General features: G+C 60.4%; 18 protein-coding genes. 16 read left to right on the forward strand and 2 right to left on the reverse strand.

Annotated features, from left to right (window positions below; genetic code table 11):
• Nucleotides 1-89: 89 nt before the first annotated feature.
• A complete protein-coding gene (locus tag GOX88_RS16380) occupies nt 90-434 on the forward strand; it encodes a hypothetical protein (protein WP_170404087.1) in 345 nt (114 codons plus the stop codon).
• A 103-nt stretch (nt 435-537) separates the two neighbouring features.
• Here GOX88_RS16380 and GOX88_RS16385 read toward each other — a convergent pair whose 3' ends face one another.
• Nucleotides 538-750: a DUF1127 domain-containing protein gene (locus GOX88_RS16385; RefSeq protein WP_170404090.1), complete on the reverse strand. Its 213-nt coding sequence runs from the start codon at nt 748-750 to the stop codon at nt 538-540.
• Between the two features lie 334 nt (nt 751-1,084).
• Here GOX88_RS16385 and ruvC point away from each other — a divergent pair, with 334 nt between their 5' ends.
• The 4 genes from ruvC (at nt 1,085) to GOX88_RS16405 (ending at nt 3,967) form a co-directional block, all read left to right on the forward strand.
• The gene (ruvC, locus tag GOX88_RS16390) at nt 1,085-1,582 is read left to right on the forward strand and encodes a crossover junction endodeoxyribonuclease RuvC (RefSeq protein WP_170326920.1); all 498 of its coding nucleotides are present in this window, start codon (nt 1,085-1,087) and stop codon (nt 1,580-1,582) included.
• Nucleotides 1,579-2,256 carry a Holliday junction branch migration protein RuvA gene (ruvA, locus tag GOX88_RS16395; RefSeq protein ID WP_170404092.1) on the forward strand — a complete coding sequence of 226 codons (678 nt, stop codon included), beginning with the start codon at nt 1,579-1,581 and terminating at the stop codon, nt 2,254-2,256. The genes ruvC and ruvA overlap by 4 nt, the downstream gene beginning before the upstream one ends.
• 4 nt (nt 2,257-2,260) lie before the next feature.
• The gene (gene ruvB / locus GOX88_RS16400) at nt 2,261-3,280 is read left to right on the forward strand and encodes a Holliday junction branch migration DNA helicase RuvB (protein ID WP_170404095.1); all 1,020 of its coding nucleotides are present in this window, start codon (nt 2,261-2,263) and stop codon (nt 3,278-3,280) included.
• A gap of 63 nt (nt 3,281-3,343) precedes the next feature.
• Nucleotides 3,344-3,967: a hypothetical protein gene (locus tag GOX88_RS16405; protein WP_170404098.1), complete on the forward strand. Its 624-nt coding sequence runs from the start codon at nt 3,344-3,346 to the stop codon at nt 3,965-3,967.
• Nucleotides 3,968-3,970: 3 nt separating this feature from the next.
• Here the strand turns inward: GOX88_RS16405 and GOX88_RS16410 are convergent, their stop codons facing one another.
• On the reverse strand, nt 3,971-5,677 hold the full coding sequence (locus tag GOX88_RS16410; RefSeq protein WP_170404101.1) for a SulP family inorganic anion transporter: 1,707 nt from the start codon (nt 5,675-5,677) through the stop codon (nt 3,971-3,973).
• 180 nt (nt 5,678-5,857) lie between these two features.
• On the opposite strand from GOX88_RS16410, the gene ybgC reads away from it, so the two are divergent.
• The 11 genes from ybgC to GOX88_RS16465 all read left to right on the forward strand — a co-directional run bounded on the left by ybgC (nt 5,858) and on the right by GOX88_RS16465 (nt 17,176).
• The gene (gene ybgC, locus GOX88_RS16415; protein ID WP_302478200.1) at nt 5,858-6,283 is read left to right on the forward strand and encodes a tol-pal system-associated acyl-CoA thioesterase; all 426 of its coding nucleotides are present in this window, start codon (nt 5,858-5,860) and stop codon (nt 6,281-6,283) included.
• Between the two features lie 107 nt (nt 6,284-6,390).
• Complete coding sequence (tolQ, locus tag GOX88_RS16420; RefSeq protein ID WP_170326915.1) at nt 6,391-7,086, forward strand: protein TolQ; 696 nt, start codon at nt 6,391-6,393, stop codon at nt 7,084-7,086.
• A 1-nt stretch (nt 7,087) separates the two neighbouring features.
• On the forward strand, nt 7,088-7,564 hold the full coding sequence (gene tolR / locus GOX88_RS16425) for a protein TolR (RefSeq protein WP_170404104.1): 477 nt from the start codon (nt 7,088-7,090) through the stop codon (nt 7,562-7,564).
• A 9-nt stretch (nt 7,565-7,573) separates the two neighbouring features.
• Complete coding sequence (locus tag GOX88_RS16430) at nt 7,574-8,671, forward strand: energy transducer TonB (protein WP_170404107.1); 1,098 nt, start codon at nt 7,574-7,576, stop codon at nt 8,669-8,671.
• Nucleotides 8,668-9,987, forward strand: coding sequence for a Tol-Pal system beta propeller repeat protein TolB (gene tolB / locus GOX88_RS16435; RefSeq protein WP_170404109.1), 1,320 nt, complete (start codon nt 8,668-8,670; stop codon nt 9,985-9,987). The genes GOX88_RS16430 and tolB overlap by 4 nt, the downstream gene beginning before the upstream one ends.
• Before the next feature lie 88 nt (nt 9,988-10,075).
• Nucleotides 10,076-10,585: a peptidoglycan-associated lipoprotein Pal gene (gene pal / locus GOX88_RS16440; protein WP_170404112.1), complete on the forward strand. Its 510-nt coding sequence runs from the start codon at nt 10,076-10,078 to the stop codon at nt 10,583-10,585.
• Between the two features lie 4 nt (nt 10,586-10,589).
• Entirely contained in the window at nt 10,590-11,414 is an 825-nt protein-coding gene (ybgF, locus tag GOX88_RS16445) for a tol-pal system protein YbgF (RefSeq protein WP_170404115.1), read from the forward strand.
• On the forward strand, nt 11,411-12,664 hold the full coding sequence (gene tilS / locus GOX88_RS16450; RefSeq protein WP_170404118.1) for a tRNA lysidine(34) synthetase TilS: 1,254 nt from the start codon (nt 11,411-11,413) through the stop codon (nt 12,662-12,664). The genes ybgF and tilS overlap by 4 nt, the downstream gene beginning before the upstream one ends.
• A gap of 76 nt (nt 12,665-12,740) precedes the next feature.
• Nucleotides 12,741-14,657: an ATP-dependent zinc metalloprotease FtsH gene (gene ftsH, locus GOX88_RS16455; RefSeq protein WP_170404121.1), complete on the forward strand. Its 1,917-nt coding sequence runs from the start codon at nt 12,741-12,743 to the stop codon at nt 14,655-14,657.
• Nucleotides 14,658-14,758: 101 nt separating this feature from the next.
• Entirely contained in the window at nt 14,759-15,334 is a 576-nt protein-coding gene (locus GOX88_RS16460) for an MOSC domain-containing protein (RefSeq protein ID WP_170404123.1), read from the forward strand.
• 165 nt (nt 15,335-15,499) lie between these two features.
• Nucleotides 15,500-17,176: a formate--tetrahydrofolate ligase gene (locus tag GOX88_RS16465; protein WP_170404126.1), complete on the forward strand. Its 1,677-nt coding sequence runs from the start codon at nt 15,500-15,502 to the stop codon at nt 17,174-17,176.
• Nucleotides 17,177-17,187 lie beyond the last annotated feature (11 nt).

Consider the following 17,187-nt stretch of genomic DNA (forward strand, 5'->3'; position numbering starts at 1 on the left):
AGGAGTTTCGTGGATTCTTGCCTCTTTTTTGTCGCAATCTGTAACTACCGTCATAACGTGGTTACGGGGGCGGTTTTGTGGAGGCTGCCATGACGGTGAAACAACTTGAATTCGATCAGCGCGTTCAACGCCTGAACAAGAAACACGCTAAGCTTAGCCGGGGCTATCGCGCGACGATGCGCAAGGATGGCCTTGTGGTTATGAAACCGCAGCGGGTCAAATCCGCTGTTCCGGTAAAGGCGCTTATGGGGTGCTTTCTGGGCTTGTTCGCGTTCAAGATCTTTTTGCTGACAAGCTTGGGGGCTTCGGCCTATCAGTATCGCGTCGACAGCCTGGCTGAAGGGACATCCGTTGAGAAAGCTGGTGCCTGGGTGATGCAGATCGACCCGGTGTCCGAGTATCTTGCAGCCCAGATCAGCGGTTTCCTTCACTGACCAGATCAGCTTTGACGAAAAAAGAAACGCCGCGCATCGTGAAATGCGCGGCGTTCTTTATGTGCCCCAGGGGAGAGTGGGGCGAGTGAGTGATGGTTGTCTCTCAGCGACGACCTTCTGTCACGAGGTCAATGTCACCGCGGCACAAACCGATATCTTCCAGTTCGCGATCCGTCAGACCGTTCAGCACGTTGCGTGTCACGCGGGCGTCGTTCCATTCAACAACGGCGTTCACGACCGATGCGAAAGTTTCGCCGATACGGCCGACGAGGCCGAACGAGCCAGTGGTGGTGCGGGTGGTGTCCAGTGCAGCCATATCCTGTTTCCTTCTGGTTAGAGTTTAATTTTTGATCATCCGATCTGAGCGGCATCTAGTCCTGTCGATCTGGCCGTACAAGTGCGGAAATTGCATGTGTCCTATGCGTTTTTTGCAAGGGTGTGAGATCATTAAAAACCCTTAATTTATAGGCCATTAAGCGTTCGGAAAACGTGTCGATTTTAGACTTTTCGCAGTCGCAAACAGGCCGTTTTGTCGCCCCCGGGACAGGCGTGTCGTTTTCAGGCGCAGGGTCAATTCGCTTGGAAAATGTTCACGCTTCGTGCTAATCCGAAAGAAAGTTCACAAAAACCCGAGCAGGCTGAGGCGAATTATGCGAATTCTGGGCATTGATCCGGGGCTCAGGACCCTGGGATGGGGCGTCATCGAATCACATGGCAGCCGCCTGAGCCACGTTGCAAACGGGTTGTGCAAATCCGACGGGGACGATCTGGGGGAACGGTTACTGTCGCTGCACAACCAGATCGTCGAGGTTATTGCCGAACATCAGCCCGATCAGGCCGCAATCGAACAGACCTTTGTCAACAAGGATGGCGCTGGTACGCTGAAGCTGGGCCAGGCCCGCGGCGTGGCGCTGCTGACACTGGCGCAGGCCGGGTTGCCGGTGGGAGAATACGCGCCCAACCGGGTCAAGAAGACGGTCGTGGGTGTCGGTCACGCCGAGAAAGAGCAGGTTCTGCACATGGTCAAACTGCAATTGCCGGGCTGTCAGCCCAAAGGGGCGGACGCGGCAGATGCGCTGGCGATTGCCATTTGCCACTCGTATTACGGCGCAGCGCCACAGGCGCGGATGAAAGAGGTGCGGGCATGATTGGAAAACTGACAGGGCGGCTGGATTATCGTGCGGCGGACCACGTGCTGATCGACGTGCGCGGGGTTGGCTACATCGTCTATTGCTCGGACCGGACCATGGCGGCTTTGCCGGGGGTGGGTGAGGCGGTCTCGATCTACACCGACATGGTGGTGCGCGAGGACCTGATGCAGCTCTATGGTTTCCTGTCGCTGGTCGAGAAGGAATGGCATCGCCTGTTGTGCTCGGTTCAGGGGGTTGGGGCCAAGGTCTCGCTTGCCATTCTTTCGGCGCTGGGTCCGGACGGGGTCAGCCGGGCGATTGCCTTGGGCGACTGGGGTGCGGTCAAGGCGGCTAAGGGCGTGGGGCCGAAAACGGCGCAACGGATCGTGCTGGATCTCAAGGACAAGGCGCCCGGCGTGATGGCAATGGGCGGAACCGTGACCGAGGCGATGGACGGACCCGCCTTGGAGGTCGTCGAGTCGGTTGAAACCGCACCGGCCCCGAAACGGGCAGCGAAACCGGCCTCGGGGTCGGCTGCAGCCTCGGCGGGTGCATTGTCGGCCCTGTCCAATCTGGGCTATGGGCCTTCCGATGCCGCGTCCGCCGTGGCCGAAGCCGCGGCCAGCCTGCCGGATGCCGGTGAGGCCGACTTGATCCGCGCGGCACTGAAATTACTTGCACCGAAAGGGTGATTGAATGGTAGATGCCGATCCCACCCTGCGCCCGGACCCTCTGCCCGAGGACAATGACCGCGCCCTGCGTCCGCAAGGGTTGGACGAATTCATTGGTCAGGCCGAGGCGCGCGCCAACCTGCGCGTGTTCATCCAATCCGCCCGTCAGCGGGGCGAGGCGATGGACCACACGCTGTTCCATGGCCCTCCGGGATTGGGGAAGACCACGCTGGCGCAGATCATGGCGCGCGAACTGGGGGTGAATTTCCGCATGACCTCGGGCCCCGTTCTGGCCAAGGCGGGTGATCTGGCGGCGATTTTGACCAATCTGGAATCGCGGGATGTGCTGTTCATCGACGAGATTCACCGTCTGAACCCGGCGGTCGAAGAGGTATTGTACCCGGCGATGGAGGACTTTGAGCTGGATCTGGTGATCGGTGAAGGCCCCGCGGCACGTACGGTTCGGATCGAACTGCAGCCCTTTACGCTGGTCGGTGCCACTACGCGGATGGGCCTGTTGACCACGCCATTGCGTGATCGGTTCGGTATTCCGACGCGGCTGCAATTCTACACGGTCGATGAGTTGCACGAGATCGTCACCCGCAACGCCCGAAAACTGGGGGCACCTGCGGATGATGAGGGCGCGCGCGAGATTGCGCGCCGCTCGCGCGGGACACCGAGGATCGCCGGGCGGTTGCTGCGGCGGGTGGTGGATTTCGCCATCGTCGAAGGTGATGGGCGCATCACCCGCGATCTGGCTGATGGCGCTTTGACCCGGCTGGGGGTCGACAATCTGGGTTTGGATGGCGCGGATCGGCGGTATCTGAAACTGATCGCCGAGAATTATGCGGGTGGACCGGTGGGGATTGAGACCTTGTCCGCGGCCCTGTCGGAAAGCCGGGACTCGCTGGAAGAGGTGATCGAGCCCTATCTGTTGCAGCAGGGTCTGATCCAGCGCACGCCGCGCGGCCGGATGCTGGCGCAAAAGGCGTGGACACATCTGGGTATGGCCGCCCCGAGGGGGCAAAGCGATCTGTTTGGTTGAAGCCGGACGCCAGAGATTTTATGCCTTCGACGAGAGTACTATCGATAAGATGAAGGATTGGGCGTGACCCCCGAAGACATCCAGGCTTTGTTCACCCGCGAAAGTGGTGAGTTTCTGTTCGCTCGCTGGGGGCGCCCCATTGTTCCGATCGTTTTTGGCGTTGAGGATGATACTCTGGCCACTGTCAAGGGCGCGTTCGAGGCCGTGGTGGCGCTGGCCGGGCACAAGATGGCCGAAACCGACCCGGAACTTGGCGCCAATTGCATGGTCTTTTTCTTTCGTGACTGGCAGGAATTGCTAGAGGTCCCCGATCTGGACCGGCTGATCCCCGATCTGGCGCCTCTGGTAGATCGCTTGGTCGCGGCGGATGCCAACCAATATCGCATCTTTCGTTTCGAGGAAGACGGCGCAATCCGCGCAGCTTTTGTTTTCCTGAGAATGGACAAGGAATTGTCGAAGGTACCGGCCGAGACTTTGGCGCTGAGCCAGGTGGTGCAGACGATTTTGCTGTGGTCGGATACTGCGTTTCGGTCTCAGTCGCCTCTGGCGGTGGCCGGGGGCACAACCGTCCTGCGGCCGGACATCGCCGAGTTGATCCGGGCTGCCTATGACCCGGTTCTGCCCGGGGCGGTGCAGGACGGATCCCATGCCTTGCGGTTGTTCGCACGGATGAAACCGCTGCAATAGGCCTCAGGCAGGTGGTTTGTTCGTCGGATGAAACGCCTCGATCAGGGCGTTCCCTGTCTCGAAATAGGCGTCCGTTCCGACAAGATCGGTGATCCCGTAGCGGTCGAGTTCTTTGCGGACATTGGGCTCGACCAGCAGAAAGACCAGTTTGATGTTTCTGGACTTCAGCTGATCGTGGACGCCGCGCAGGGTATAGCCTGCGGTAAAGTCGATATCATCCACGGCAGAGGCTTCGATGCAGAACCAGCGCAGTGGCGGGTTGGATTGACCCACGATCGCCGCCACCTCGTCCGACAGGCGCTGAGTGTTGGCGTAGTAAAGGCTGTGCGAAAAGCGATAGATCACAAGACCGGGTTCAAACTGGTTTGGTGCGGTGATGGGTTTGGACCGCCAGCCACCATCGTCGCTTTGGACGATCACTGCATTCTTGGGGCGGTAGCCGTGGCGCGTGTGGTCGATCAGTGAAAGGACCATCGCAAAGATAATCCCTTGCTCGACGCCAACGAAAACCACAACGGCAGCAGTCGCAAGCGCGATCCAGAACTCGGACCGGGCCTGCCGGTATATGGCGGCGAGGCCCTTGAGGTCGATCAGCTTGACGCCAATCAGGAATACCACAGCTGACAGGGCTGCATTGGGCAGGAACGCGAGCGGGCCGGTCAGAAACAAGATCACCACAAGGACAATCGCAACCGTCGTGAGTTGCGCGATCTGGCTGCGGCCTCCGGCGCTGGCCACCATCTCGGTCTTGGTGGGGCTGCCATTGACCACGAAGGTCCCGGTAAAGGCTGCGCCCAGATTGGCCAGCCCCAGCCCGACAAGATCGGTGTTTTCACTGAACTTGTCGTCATATCGGGCAGCGTAGGCGCGCGAGGTCGCCGCGCTTTGCGCCAGGATCACCACAAAGATGGACAGCGCCGTGGGCAGCAATTGCTTGAACAGCGACCAGCTCCAATCCACGTCCGGGATCGACAGGGCGGGAAGGCCTCCGGGGACCGTGCCCAGAACACCAATGCCGGACGTGCTGAACTGAAAGGCCCAGCTGCATAGAATGACGCATAATATGGCGAACAGAGGGCCGGGTAGTTTGGGCGACAACCGTTTGCACCCGATGACAACTGCCAGCACCGCTATGGACACCGCAACCGTAGGCCAATGAGTCTGGTCATAGTGCTGTGCGACATCCCTGAGCTTGGCGAGGGTGTCGTGGCCCGCACCTTTGATCCCCAGCATCCCGGGAATTTCGCCGGTAGCCACCTGTATGCCTACACCGGTCAGGAACCCGACCAATACCGTGCGCGACAGGAAGTCCGCCAGAAATCCCAGGCCAATAAGGCGCGCGGAGATCAACAGCACGGCCGCCATCAGTGCCAACAGCGAAGCCAGCGCCAGATACTCGGAGGATCCAGACACCGCCATGCCCGCCAACGCCGATGCCGTGATCGCCGCAGTGGCTGAATCCGCCCCCACCACCAGGTGGCGCGACGACCCGAACAGGGCAAACAGCGCCATCGGGATCAGGATCGTGTACAGCCCCGTGACCACCGGGGTGCCGGCGATCTTGGTGTAACCCATGACCTCGGGGATCGCGAGGCAGGCGAAGGTCAGCCCGGCCAGAACCTCGGCCGGCAGCGCCGAGCGGTGGATCGGCAGGATGCCCTGCAGGATGGGAAGCGGAATTCTGCCCTCTTTTCCGTGGGGTCCTGCCATTCAAACACCTGTTACGTTCACATCTCAATTTGGCAGGTTAGTGGGCAAAGGACGGGATTTCGATACCGAGGGCCGTGTAAACTGAAATTTGTAGTCTCGCAGGGATTGCACGGCCGCTGACGCGGGTGCATCTGTTGAGGGTGTGGTTCGCCTCCGAGCCCGACGATTATTGCTGATTGAATGACCGGATTTGTAGCCATGGCCGAAAGCACGACAGCGCAAGACAAGCATATCTACCGGGTCCGGGTTTACTATGAAGACACCGACATGGGCGGTGTGGTCTATCACGCGAATTACCTGAAATATATCGAACGTGCCCGGTCGGACTATGTGCGCCGTCTGGGCAACGACCAGAACGCGATGCGCGACGATGGGGTCGTCTGGGTCATTCGGCGGATCGAGGCGGATTATCTGGCTACCGCCAAGTTCGACGATGAACTGACCATCGAAACCCAATTCCTGTCCCGCTCGGGCGTGCGGCTGACCATGGGGCAGTTGATAAAGCGAGGCGAGACCGAGATTTTTCGCGCCACGGTCACCGCAGTTTGCATGAACGCGCAGGGCAAGCCGGTGCGGCTTCCGGCAGAGATTCGCGCATTGTTGTAACAAATTGCGGCACTGGGGTGGTTCTGTTGGCTTTTCAGGACCATCTGGGTTAGCGTTTGACAAAACAAGGCCAAACCAACGGCCAACAGGCAAAAAAGAGCAGGTTCATGGAAGCTGAAACGCTGGCGCTGGCGCAGGAGATCGATTTCTCCATGTGGGGGCTGTATGCCCGCGCGACATTTATCGTCAAACTGGTGATGCTGATGCTGGTTGGCGCATCGATCTGGTCCTGGGCGATCATCATTCAGAAACTGATCAACTACCGAGCGGCGCGGCGTGAGGCGCAGGGGTTTGATGAAAGCTTCTGGTCCGGAAACCCTCTGGATGAGTTGTTCGAACAGATTGGCACGCAGCCTGATGGCAGTTCGGAAAAGATCTTCGCGGCCGGGATGATCGAATGGCGACGGTCGCATCGCACCGATGGCGGGCTGATCGCAGGGGCTACGGCGCGGATTGACCGTTCGATGGATGTGGCCATCGCGAAAGAGGCCGAGACGCTGCAAAAGGGCCTGCCCATTCTGGCGACGGTTGGTTCGACGGCACCGTTTATCGGCCTGTTCGGCACCGTTTGGGGCATCATGAACGCCTTTATCGAGATTGCCGAGCAACAGAATACCAACCTCGCCGTGGTGGCCCCCGGCATTGCCGAGGCGCTGCTGGCCACCGGCCTGGGCTTGCTGGCGGCGATCCCGGCGGTGATTTTCTATAACAAGCTCAGCGCGGATAGTGACCGGATCGTAAACGGCTACGAGGCGTTTGCTGACGAGTTCGCCACCATCCTGTCGCGCCAGTTGGACAGCTGACATGGGCGCGGCGGTTCAGCAAAACGGCGGCGCGAATGGGCGCAGACGCGGACGGCGTCGCGGCCGCGCGCAGCCGATGGCCGAGATCAACGTGACGCCCTTTGTGGACGTGATGCTGGTGCTGCTGATCATCTTCATGGTGGCGGCTCCATTGCTGACCGTCGGTGTGCCGGTCGATCTGCCGAAAACGGCGGCCAGCGCCTTGCCCGGCGACAACGAAGAACCCCTGACCGTAACGCTGACCGCGGATGGCCGGGTGCAGATTCAGACCACGGATGTTGTGCGTGAAGAATTGATTGGCAAGCTGCGCGCAATTGCGTCAGAACGCAGCAGTGACCGCGTGTTCCTGCGGGCAGATGGGGCAATCCCCTACGCACAGGTGATGCAGATCATGGGCGCGCTGAACGCAGGTGGTTTTTCCAATGTGGGCCTGGTGACAGACACCGGCGGTCCGACGCTGGAAGAAGGTGGAGAGTGAGGCCGCACGGTGGATACCGGCACCAAGATCTCGGCAATTGCCCACGTCGTTTTGATTGGATGGGCCTTCTTCGGCGGTACGTTCCGGTCCGAACCCCTGCCAATGGCTGTGCAGGAGGTGTCGGTGGTCACGGGTGAACAATTCGCCGCGATGACCGCACAGCGCGACGCCCCCGAGGTGTCGACCCCCACCGCCTTGCAACAACCCGAAACGCCCGAGGAAGAGGTGGTCCCGCCCGCGCCGGTGGAAGAGGAACTGACCCCTCCCGAGGTCGTGGCACCCCCGGAACCGGAGCCCGACCCAATACCCGATCCGGTGGAGGCGCCGCCCGAACCCGAAATCGTCGAGGAACCCCCGACGCTGGAACAGCCTGAGCCCGTGACCGAAGTGCTGCCCGTGCCTCCGGGCCCCGAGGCGCAGCCGCGCCCCGCCGACAAAGTGGCGCCGGAACCCATCGCTCCGCCGCCGCCCGAAGCGCAGCCGGATGAGGTGGAGACGCCCGCCGTGTCGTTGGATGAAGGTGCCGAAACCCAGGAAGAGCAGCAGGATCAGACCGCTCCGGAAGAGGCGACCGATGAGATCGTGACCGAGGCCGAAGAGACCAAGGACAATGCCCCGCGCACCTCTCCGCGGCCTCGGGTGCGGCCGAACCGGCCCGCACCCCCAGCGCAGCCCGAAGTGGCGGAAGAACAGGACCCGACCCCGCCCGAACCTGAGCAGAGCGACACCGCCATCAACGACGCGCTGGCCGAGGCATTGGGACAGGGCAGCGAGCCCTCGGGTCCGCCGCTGACCAGCGGAGAGAAAGACGCCATGCGCCTTGCCGTGTCCAAGTGCTGGAACGTGGGGTCCTTGTCCACGGACGCGTTGCAAACCGTTGTGGTTGTTGGCTTTTCGCTGACCCCGGACGGGAAGATCGTTGGGGGCAGCCTGCGCATGATCGACAGCTCTGGCGGGTCCGACGGTGCCGCGAAACAAGCTTATGAAGCCGCCAGACGAGCAATTTTGCGCTGTGGCGCCAAAGGATACACCCTGCCTGCTGACAAATATGAGCAATGGCGGGATATTGAGATTACATTCAATCCCGAGAGGATGCGGATCAAATGATGAGAATTCTGACCAGCCTGTTGCTTGGCCTGACGATTTTGGCGGCACCGGTACATGCCCAGAGCGGACCGCTGCGTCTGGAACTGGATCAGGGGATCATCGAACCCTTGCCCTTTGCAGTACCAAATTTCGTGCCCGACGGACCTGCGGCGACGCAATATGCCAACGACATCTCTCGGGTTGTTGCGGCTGATCTGACCGGCACCGGGCTGTTCCGCGAAATCTCGCCCGAGGCTTTCATCAGCCGGGTCAGCAGTTTCGAGGCCCCGGTTCAGTTTGCCGACTGGAAAGCCATCAATGCCGAGGCGCTGGTGACCGGCGCCGTGAATGTCTCGGGCAACCGTCTTACGGTGCGGTTCCGGGTTTGGGATGTGTTTTCGGGTCAGGAGCTGGGCAATGGTCTGCAATTTGCAGGCACCACCGATGGCTGGCGGCGCATGGCGCATAAGGTCGCCGATCAGGTCTATAGCCGGATCACCGGTGAGGGCAGCTATTTCGACAGCCGCGTCGCGTTTGTGTCAGAAAGCGGCCCCAAGGATCAGCGCCTGAAACGGTTGGCGATCATGGATTACGACGGTGCGAATGTGCAGTACCTGACCGACAGCGCTGCCATCGTTCTTGCCCCGCGCTTTTCGCCGACCGGGGACCGGTTGCTCTATACCAGCTATGAAACCGGCCAGCCGCGTATTTATGTTCTGGACGTGGACCGTGTCCGCCGGACCGAGTTGAAAACACAGGACGGCACGATGAGCTTCTCGCCCCGCTTTTCTCCGGACGGGCGCTCGATCGTCTATTCGTTGATTCAGGGCGGCAATACCGATCTGTGGAAGATGGATATCGCATCGGGGCAAAGCCTGCGCCTGACCAACACACCCGCGATCGAAACCGCCCCCAGCTATTCGCCGGACGGCTCTCAGATCGTGTTTGAAAGCGACCGGTCCGGTACGCCGCAGCTGTATATCATGCCCGCAAACGGTGGCGAGGCGACCCGGATCAGTTTCGGGCAAGGCCGCTATGGCACGCCGGTCTGGTCTCCGCGTGGCGACCTGATTGCATTCACCAAGCAGAACAAGGGCCGGTTCCATATCGGTGTCATGCGCACTGATGGCAGTGAAGAGCGTCTGCTGACCTCGTCTTTCCTTGATGAAGGTCCCACATGGTCGCCCAATGGCCGGGTCATCATGTTCACGCGCGAAACGCAGGGGGCCAGCGGCCGGGCCAGCTTGTATTCGGTGGATATCTCGGGCCGGAACCTGCGCCCGGTGCGCACCCCGGATGGCGGCAGCGATCCGTCATGGGGGCCATTGCAGAATTGATCGGGGCAGGGGCTTGGAAAAGTTCACAAAAAACCTGCACTATGCTACAGAGACGGCAATAAACCGATAAAACAACGAGGCACTTGAAATGAACGTATTGGGCAAAATTCTGGCCTTGGGCACGCTGAGCGTGATGGCCGCATGTACAAACAACGACCCGTCCGCATTGGGCGGTGGGTTTGGCAGTGGCGCGAATGGCGCAATAGCACCGGGTTCACCCAGTGATCCGCGCTCGCCGGCCTATTTCCAGCAAACCATCGGCGACCGGGTGTTGTTCTCGGTGGACCAATCGACTCTGACACCGCAGGCGCAGCAAGTCCTTCAGGGACAGGCCGACTGGTTGATGGCGAATCCGGACTATGTGGCGACCATCGAAGGTCATGCGGATGAGCAGGGCACACGCGAATACAACCTGGCCCTGGGCGCACGCCGGGCCAACGCGGCGCGTGAGTTTCTGATTTCGCGCGGGGTGGCGGGTAACCGTCTGACCACCGTCAGCTATGGCAAGGAACGCCCGATCGAGATTTGCAGCACCGAGGATTGCTATTCCAAAAACCGCCGCGCGGTGACGGTGCTGACCGGTTCAACCTTGGGGTAAGACGATGAAAGTTGCAGGATGGGTTTTGGCCGCAGTTGTTGCGACCGCTGGTGTGGCACAAGCACAGGATCAGCAAACCTTGGCGGATATCCGGCAGGAGCTGACGGTGCTGCATGTGGAAGTTCAGCGCCTTAAGCGTGAGTTTTCGACCACCGGTTCTCCGGCTCCGAACCTGTCCGGCAGTTCCGTTTTGGAACGGGTAGACGCCATTGAGGCCGAGCTGCAACGTCTGACACGCCAGACCGAACAGTTGAACCAGCGGGTGCAGAATATTGTGACTGATGGCACCAATCGGATTGGTGACCTGGAATTCCGCCTGGTTGAACTTGAGGGCGGCGATCTGAGCACGCTGGGTGAGACTTCGACCCTTGGTGGAGATACCCAAATTACCGCAGCGGCGCCTGTTGCCCCGGTCGCACCTGCTGTCACCGCACAGGGAGAGTTGGCTGTCGGCGAGCAAGCGGACTTCGACGCCGCTGCTCAGGCCTTGGCCGAGGGTAACTTTCAGGCCGCAGCCGATCAGTTTGCGCAGTTCGACACATCGTATCCCGGCAGCCCTCTTGCCCCCGAAGCCAATCTGAAGCGCGGGCAAGCACTGGAGGGTCTGGGCGACACGCGCGAAGCTGCGCGGGCGTTTCTTGCCAGCTTTACCGGTGATTCCGAAGGCGCATTCGCGCCCGAGGCCCTTTTTGAACTGGGTGCTGCATTGGGGCGCTTGGGTCAGACCGATCAGGCCTGCATTACCCTGTCCGAGGTTGGGGTGCGCTTTCCGGCCTCGGCCACAGTTTCCGCCGCCACGCAGGAAATGGCGTCGCTGGGCTGTTCTTGACCGACCAGGCCGATACGCTTCGATCCGAACTCCGCGCGCGGCTGCCTGACCGGTTGCCGCCGCGTCTGGGTGTCGCCGTCTCGGGCGGAGGAGATTCGGTCGCTCTGCTGCACTTGCTGCATGACATCACGCAGACCGAACAGACCCGGCTGTTTGCCGCCACGGTAAATCACGGATTGCGCCCCGAAGCGGCCGCCGAGGCCGATCAGGTGGCCGAACTGGCCACACGTCTGGGTATCGCCCATGAAACGCTGTTGTGGCAGGGTTGGGATGGCGCGGGAAACCTGCAGGATCAGGCGCGGCAGGCGCGATACCGGTTGTTGACCGACTGGGCGCGGCGCAATGACATCCCGGCGATCGCTCTGGGCCATACTGCGGATGATCAGGCCGAAACGGTGCTGATGCGGTTGGGCCGGGCGGCAGGTGTCAGTGGCCTTTCGGGTATGCCTGACGCGCGGGATCAAAACGGGGTCACGCTGCTGCGTCCGATGCTGGGGATCACCCGGCAAGACTTGCGAGACTACTTGTCAGGGCTTGGTGAGGGCTGGATCGAAGACCCTTCGAATCACGACCAGAAATTCGACCGGATCAAGGCGCGTGAGGCGCTGACGGGGCTTGGGGCGCTTGGGATTTCTGCACAATCTTTGGCCCGGGTTGCTGAAAATCTTGCACAAGCGCGTGAGGCGCTGGCCCGCTATACGCAGGAATCCGCACGCAAGTGCGCCACAGTCGATGGCGGGGATGTCTATATTGACCGTAACAGTTTCGGACTGCTTCCAATGGAAATCCAAAGGCGGCTGGTCGTCGGCATCATTGCCTGGATTGCGGGGCAGGGCTATCCGCCGCGCGGGACGGCCGTCGATCAGGCCGCTACCGCTGTTCGGGAAGGGCAGACGCTGACCCTAGCGGGCTGTCTGCTGATCCCGCATAAGGATAAAATGTGGTTTTGCAGAGAGCTAAACGCTGTGGCGACGGAAACCGCCGCGCCGCAAGAAGTCTGGGATGACCGCTGGGTTTTGACCGGACCGCGGGCCGCAGGCGCCGAGATCCGCGCACTGGGACAGGCCGGTTTGCCGCAGGTGCCCGAGTGGCGTGCCTTGGGCAAACCGCGTCAGGCGCTGTTGTCCTCGCCTGCGGTTTGGAGCGGGCAAAACCTGCTGGCAGCACCTCTGGCCGATTATTCAAATGGTTGGTCGGTTGATTTCGCCCCGCATAGAGCCGAGTTTTACTCTTCTCTTTTATCGCATTGAACATGCTTGAATCATCTCTATTTTATAGGACAACACGGCAGACCCCCACCTGCCGAAATCTTTTGGGAGATTTTCCTTGGGCAACGCTCGTAACATCGCCTTCTGGGTCGTTCTGTTTCTGCTGATCCTCGCACTATTCAATTTCTTCAGCGGTCAGGGCGGAACACTTCAGAGCAATGAAAAAACCTATTCCGATTTTGTCACCGCTGTTGAAGGCGGCGAAGTCAAGAATGTGACGCTGGATGGTGAGCAGATTCGCTATACCACCCAAAGCGGCGCAAACTATGTCACCATCAAGCCCGGCGATGCCGAGGTCACCCAGTTGCTGATCAGGGAAAATATCCCTGTTCAGGCGGTGAAACAGCAGCAATCCGGATTCCAGTCCTTCCTGATCACGTTGCTGCCCTTCCTGCTGCTGATCGGTGTCTGGATTTATTTCATGAATCGGATGCAGGGTGGCGGCAAAGGTGGCGCGATGGGCTTTGGCAAGTCCAAGGCGAAGATGCTGACTGAAAAGCATGGCCGTGTGACCTTTGACGACGTTGCAGGCATCGACGAGGCCAAGGAAGAGTTGGAAGAGATTGTTGAGTTCCTGCGCAATCCGCAGAAATTCTCGCGTCTCGGCGGCAAAATCCCGAAAGGCGCGCTGCTGGTGGGTCCTCCGGGCACCGGTAAGACGCTGCTGGCCCGTGCGATTGCGGGTGAGGCGGGCGTGCCGTTCTTCACCATCTCGGGCTCGGATTTTGTTGAGATGTTCGTGGGTGTGGGTGCATCCCGTGTGCGCGACATGTTCGAACAGGCCAAGAAGAACGCGCCTTGTATCGTCTTTATCGACGAGATCGACGCCGTGGGTCGCCATCGTGGCGCCGGTTACGGCGGTGGGAACGACGAACGCGAACAGACCCTCAATCAGTTGTTGGTCGAGATGGACGGGTTCGAAGCCAATGAAGGCGTGATCATTCTGGCCGCAACCAACCGTAAGGATGTCCTGGACCCCGCGCTGCTGCGTCCCGGCCGGTTTGACCGTCAGGTCACCGTCGGCAACCCGGACATCAAAGGCCGCGAGAAGATTTTGGGTGTGCACGCGCGCAAGACGCCTCTGGGCCCCGATGTCGATTTGCGCATCATTGCGCGTGGTACGCCAGGCTTCTCGGGCGCCGATCTGGCCAACCTCGTGAACGAGGCCGCGCTGATGGCCGCGCGTGTGGGTCGTCGTTTTGTCACCATGGAAGACTTTGAGAACGCCAAGGACAAGGTGATGATGGGGGCCGAGCGCCGTTCGATGGTGCTGACCCAGGATCAGAAGGAAAAAACGGCTTATCACGAATCCGGCCATGCGGTGGTCGGTATGACGCTGCCGCTCTGCGATCCGGTTTACAAAGCAACAATCATTCCGCGCGGTGGCGCGTTGGGCATGGTTGTCAGCCTGCCTGAGATGGATCAGTTGAACTATCACCGTGACGAGTGTGAGCAGAAGCTGGCCATGACCATGGCTGGTAAAGCCGCCGAGGTGATCAAATACGGTGAAGATCACGTCTCGAACGGCCCGGCCGGTGACATCATGCAGGCCAGCCAGTTGGCGCGGGCCATGGTGATGCGCTGGGGTATGTCGGACAAGGTCGGCAACATCGACTATGCCGAGGCGCACGAGGGATATCAGGGCAACACTGCCGGTTTCTCGGTCTCCGCTCATACTAAAGAGTTGATCGAGGAAGAGGTGAAACGCCTGATCCAGCAGGGATACGAGCGTGCCCACCAGATCCTGACCGAAAAGAACGAAGAATGGGAGCGTCTGGCCCAAGGCCTGCTGGAATATGAGACCCTGACCGGAGACGAGATCAAGCGCGTCATGAACGGGGAATCGCCCAGCGAGGGTGATGACGAAGGTGACAAGCCGGATGAAGGCAACGCCCCCAGCGTGACCGCGATTCCGAAGACCAAGGTCAAGAAGTCTCCGCCTGATGGCGGGATGGAGCCGGAACCTTCGGCATAACGACATCAGACCCGGGCAAAGTCCCGGGTCTTTTTTTCTTTCCAATCCGGATCGGCTGCCCTCTAGTGCCAGGCGAAGGAACGTCAGCGAAAGGGGCGAAAATGCCGGTGATGCGCGAGACTGAATATCGCGGCGAGGTGGTCTGGCTGGGCCATGTTCCCGTCGGCGGTTCGATCAGGGCCAACGCGGTCAGTGCGCTGGACCTTGGCTTTGCCGGGGATCGCGGCGCGCGGCATGAAGGGGTGAACCGGGCCTCCTGCGTGCGGATGAAGAACCTCTACCCCCAGGGCACGGAAATCCGCAATGTCCGGCAGCTGTCGGTGCTGTCCGCAGAAGAGATCGAGGCGACGGCGCAAGAGATGGCGCTGGGTCAACTGGACCCGTCCTTTCTGGGTGCCAGTATCGTGTTGCGGGGTATTCCCGATTTTACCCACATCCCACCCTCTTCACGGCTGCAGGTTGCGGGCGGTATCACCATCACCGTTGATATGGAAAACCGCCCCTGTGTGATCCCCGGTCGTGAAATCGAAGCGGATCTTCCCGGGCATGGCGCCGCATTTAAACCAGCCGCACAGGGGCGGCGCGGTGTCACAGCATGGGTCGAACGGCCGGGTGAGTTGAAACTGGGCGACCGGATGACCCTTTTTGTGCCGGATCAGAGGGCGTGGGCACCATAAACGGAGATTGTTTCCGATCTGAAACTGATGAAATGACGCTACGCCGTTTCGCAGCACAATTATGTCGGAATCCACAACCATCCGATCGGTACACAACGGTATGGGTTGCGCAGCGCCGACGCATCGCGTCGGTTTTGCACGGCATTCAATCAGGGACCCTGCCCAATGAGCTACAAATCCGACATCGAAATCGCCCGCGAAGCGAACAAGAAGCCGATCCAGGAAATCGGTGCCAAGATCGGCATCGATTCCGCCGATCTGCTGCCCTATGGCCACGACAAAGCGAAAGTCAGCCAGGACTTCATCAACTCGGTTCAGGACCGTGAAGACGGCAAGCTGATCCTGGTCACCGCGATCAACCCGACCCCAGCGGGTGAAGGTAAAACCACCACCACCGTTGGTCTGGGCGACGGCCTGAACCGCATCGGCAAGAACGCGATGATCTGTATCCGCGAAGCCTCGCTTGGCCCGAACTTCGGCATGAAGGGCGGCGCTGCAGGTGGCGGTTACGCACAGGTTGTTCCGATGGAAGAAATGAACCTGCACTTCACAGGTGACTTCCACGCCATCACCTCGGCCCACTCGCTGCTGTCGGCGATGATCGACAACCACATCTACTGGGGCAACGAGTGCGAAATCGACGTGCGCCGTGTTGCATGGCGCCGTGTGGTCGACATGAACGACCGCGCACTGCGCACCATCACCGCCTCGCTGGGTGGCGTGTCGAACGGCTTCCCGCGTGAAGCAGGCTTTGACATCACCGTGGCGTCCGAAGTCATGGCGATCCTGTGTCTGGCAAACGACCTGAAAGACCTGGAAAAGCGTCTGGGCGACATCATTGTTGCGTATCGCCGCGACAAAACTCCGGTTTACTGCCGCGACATCAAGGCCGAAGGCGCAATGACCGTTCTGCTGAAAGACGCAATGCAGCCTAACCTGGTGCAGACGCTGGAAAACAACCCGGCCTTCGTCCACGGCGGCCCTTTCGCGAACATCGCACACGGCTGTAACTCTGTCATCGCGACCAAGACCGCTCTTAAAGTCGCTGACTATGTCGTGACCGAAGCCGGTTTCGGTGCCGACCTGGGTGCCGAGAAGTTCATGAACATCAAGTGCCGCAAAGCAGGCATCGCGCCGTCGGCAGTTGTTCTGGTTGCCACCGTGCGCGCGATGAAAATGAACGGCGGCGTTGCCAAGGCCGATCTGGGTGCAGAAAACGTTGAAGCAGTTCAGTCGGGCTGTGCCAACCTGGGCCGCCACATCGAGAACGTGAAGTCCTTCGGTGTTCCGGTTGTTGTCGCCATCAACCACTTCGTCACCGACACCGACGCCGAAGTGCAGGCGGTCAGCGACTATTGTGGTGAGCACGGCGTCGAGGCGGTTCTGTCGCGTCACTGGGAACTGGGCTCGGAAGGCTCCGCCCCGCTGGCAGAAAAAGTTGTCGAAATCGTCGAAGGTGGCAGCGCCAACTTCTCGCCAATCTACCCGGACGACATGCCGCTGTTCGAGAAGATCGAAACCATCGCCAAGCGCATCTACCGCGCTGACGAGGTGCTGGCCGACAACAAAATCCGCAATCAGCTGCGCGAGTGGGAAGATGCCGGCTATGGTAACCTGCCGGTCTGCATGGCGAAAACCCAGTACAGCTTCTCGACCGACCCGACGCTGCGCGGCGCGCCCACCGGCCACTCGGTTCCGGTACGTGAAGTTCGCCTGTCCGCAGGTGCTGGCTTCATCGTGGTTGTTTGCGGTGAGATCATGACCATGCCCGGTCTGCCGCGCAAACCGGCTGCGGAAACCATCTGCCTCAATGACGCAGGTGAGATCGAGGGCTTGTTCTAAGCCGCCGAATA

Source organism: Ruegeria arenilitoris, assembly GCF_013030985.1.
Taxonomy (GTDB): domain Bacteria; phylum Pseudomonadota; class Alphaproteobacteria; order Rhodobacterales; family Rhodobacteraceae; genus Ruegeria; species Ruegeria arenilitoris_B.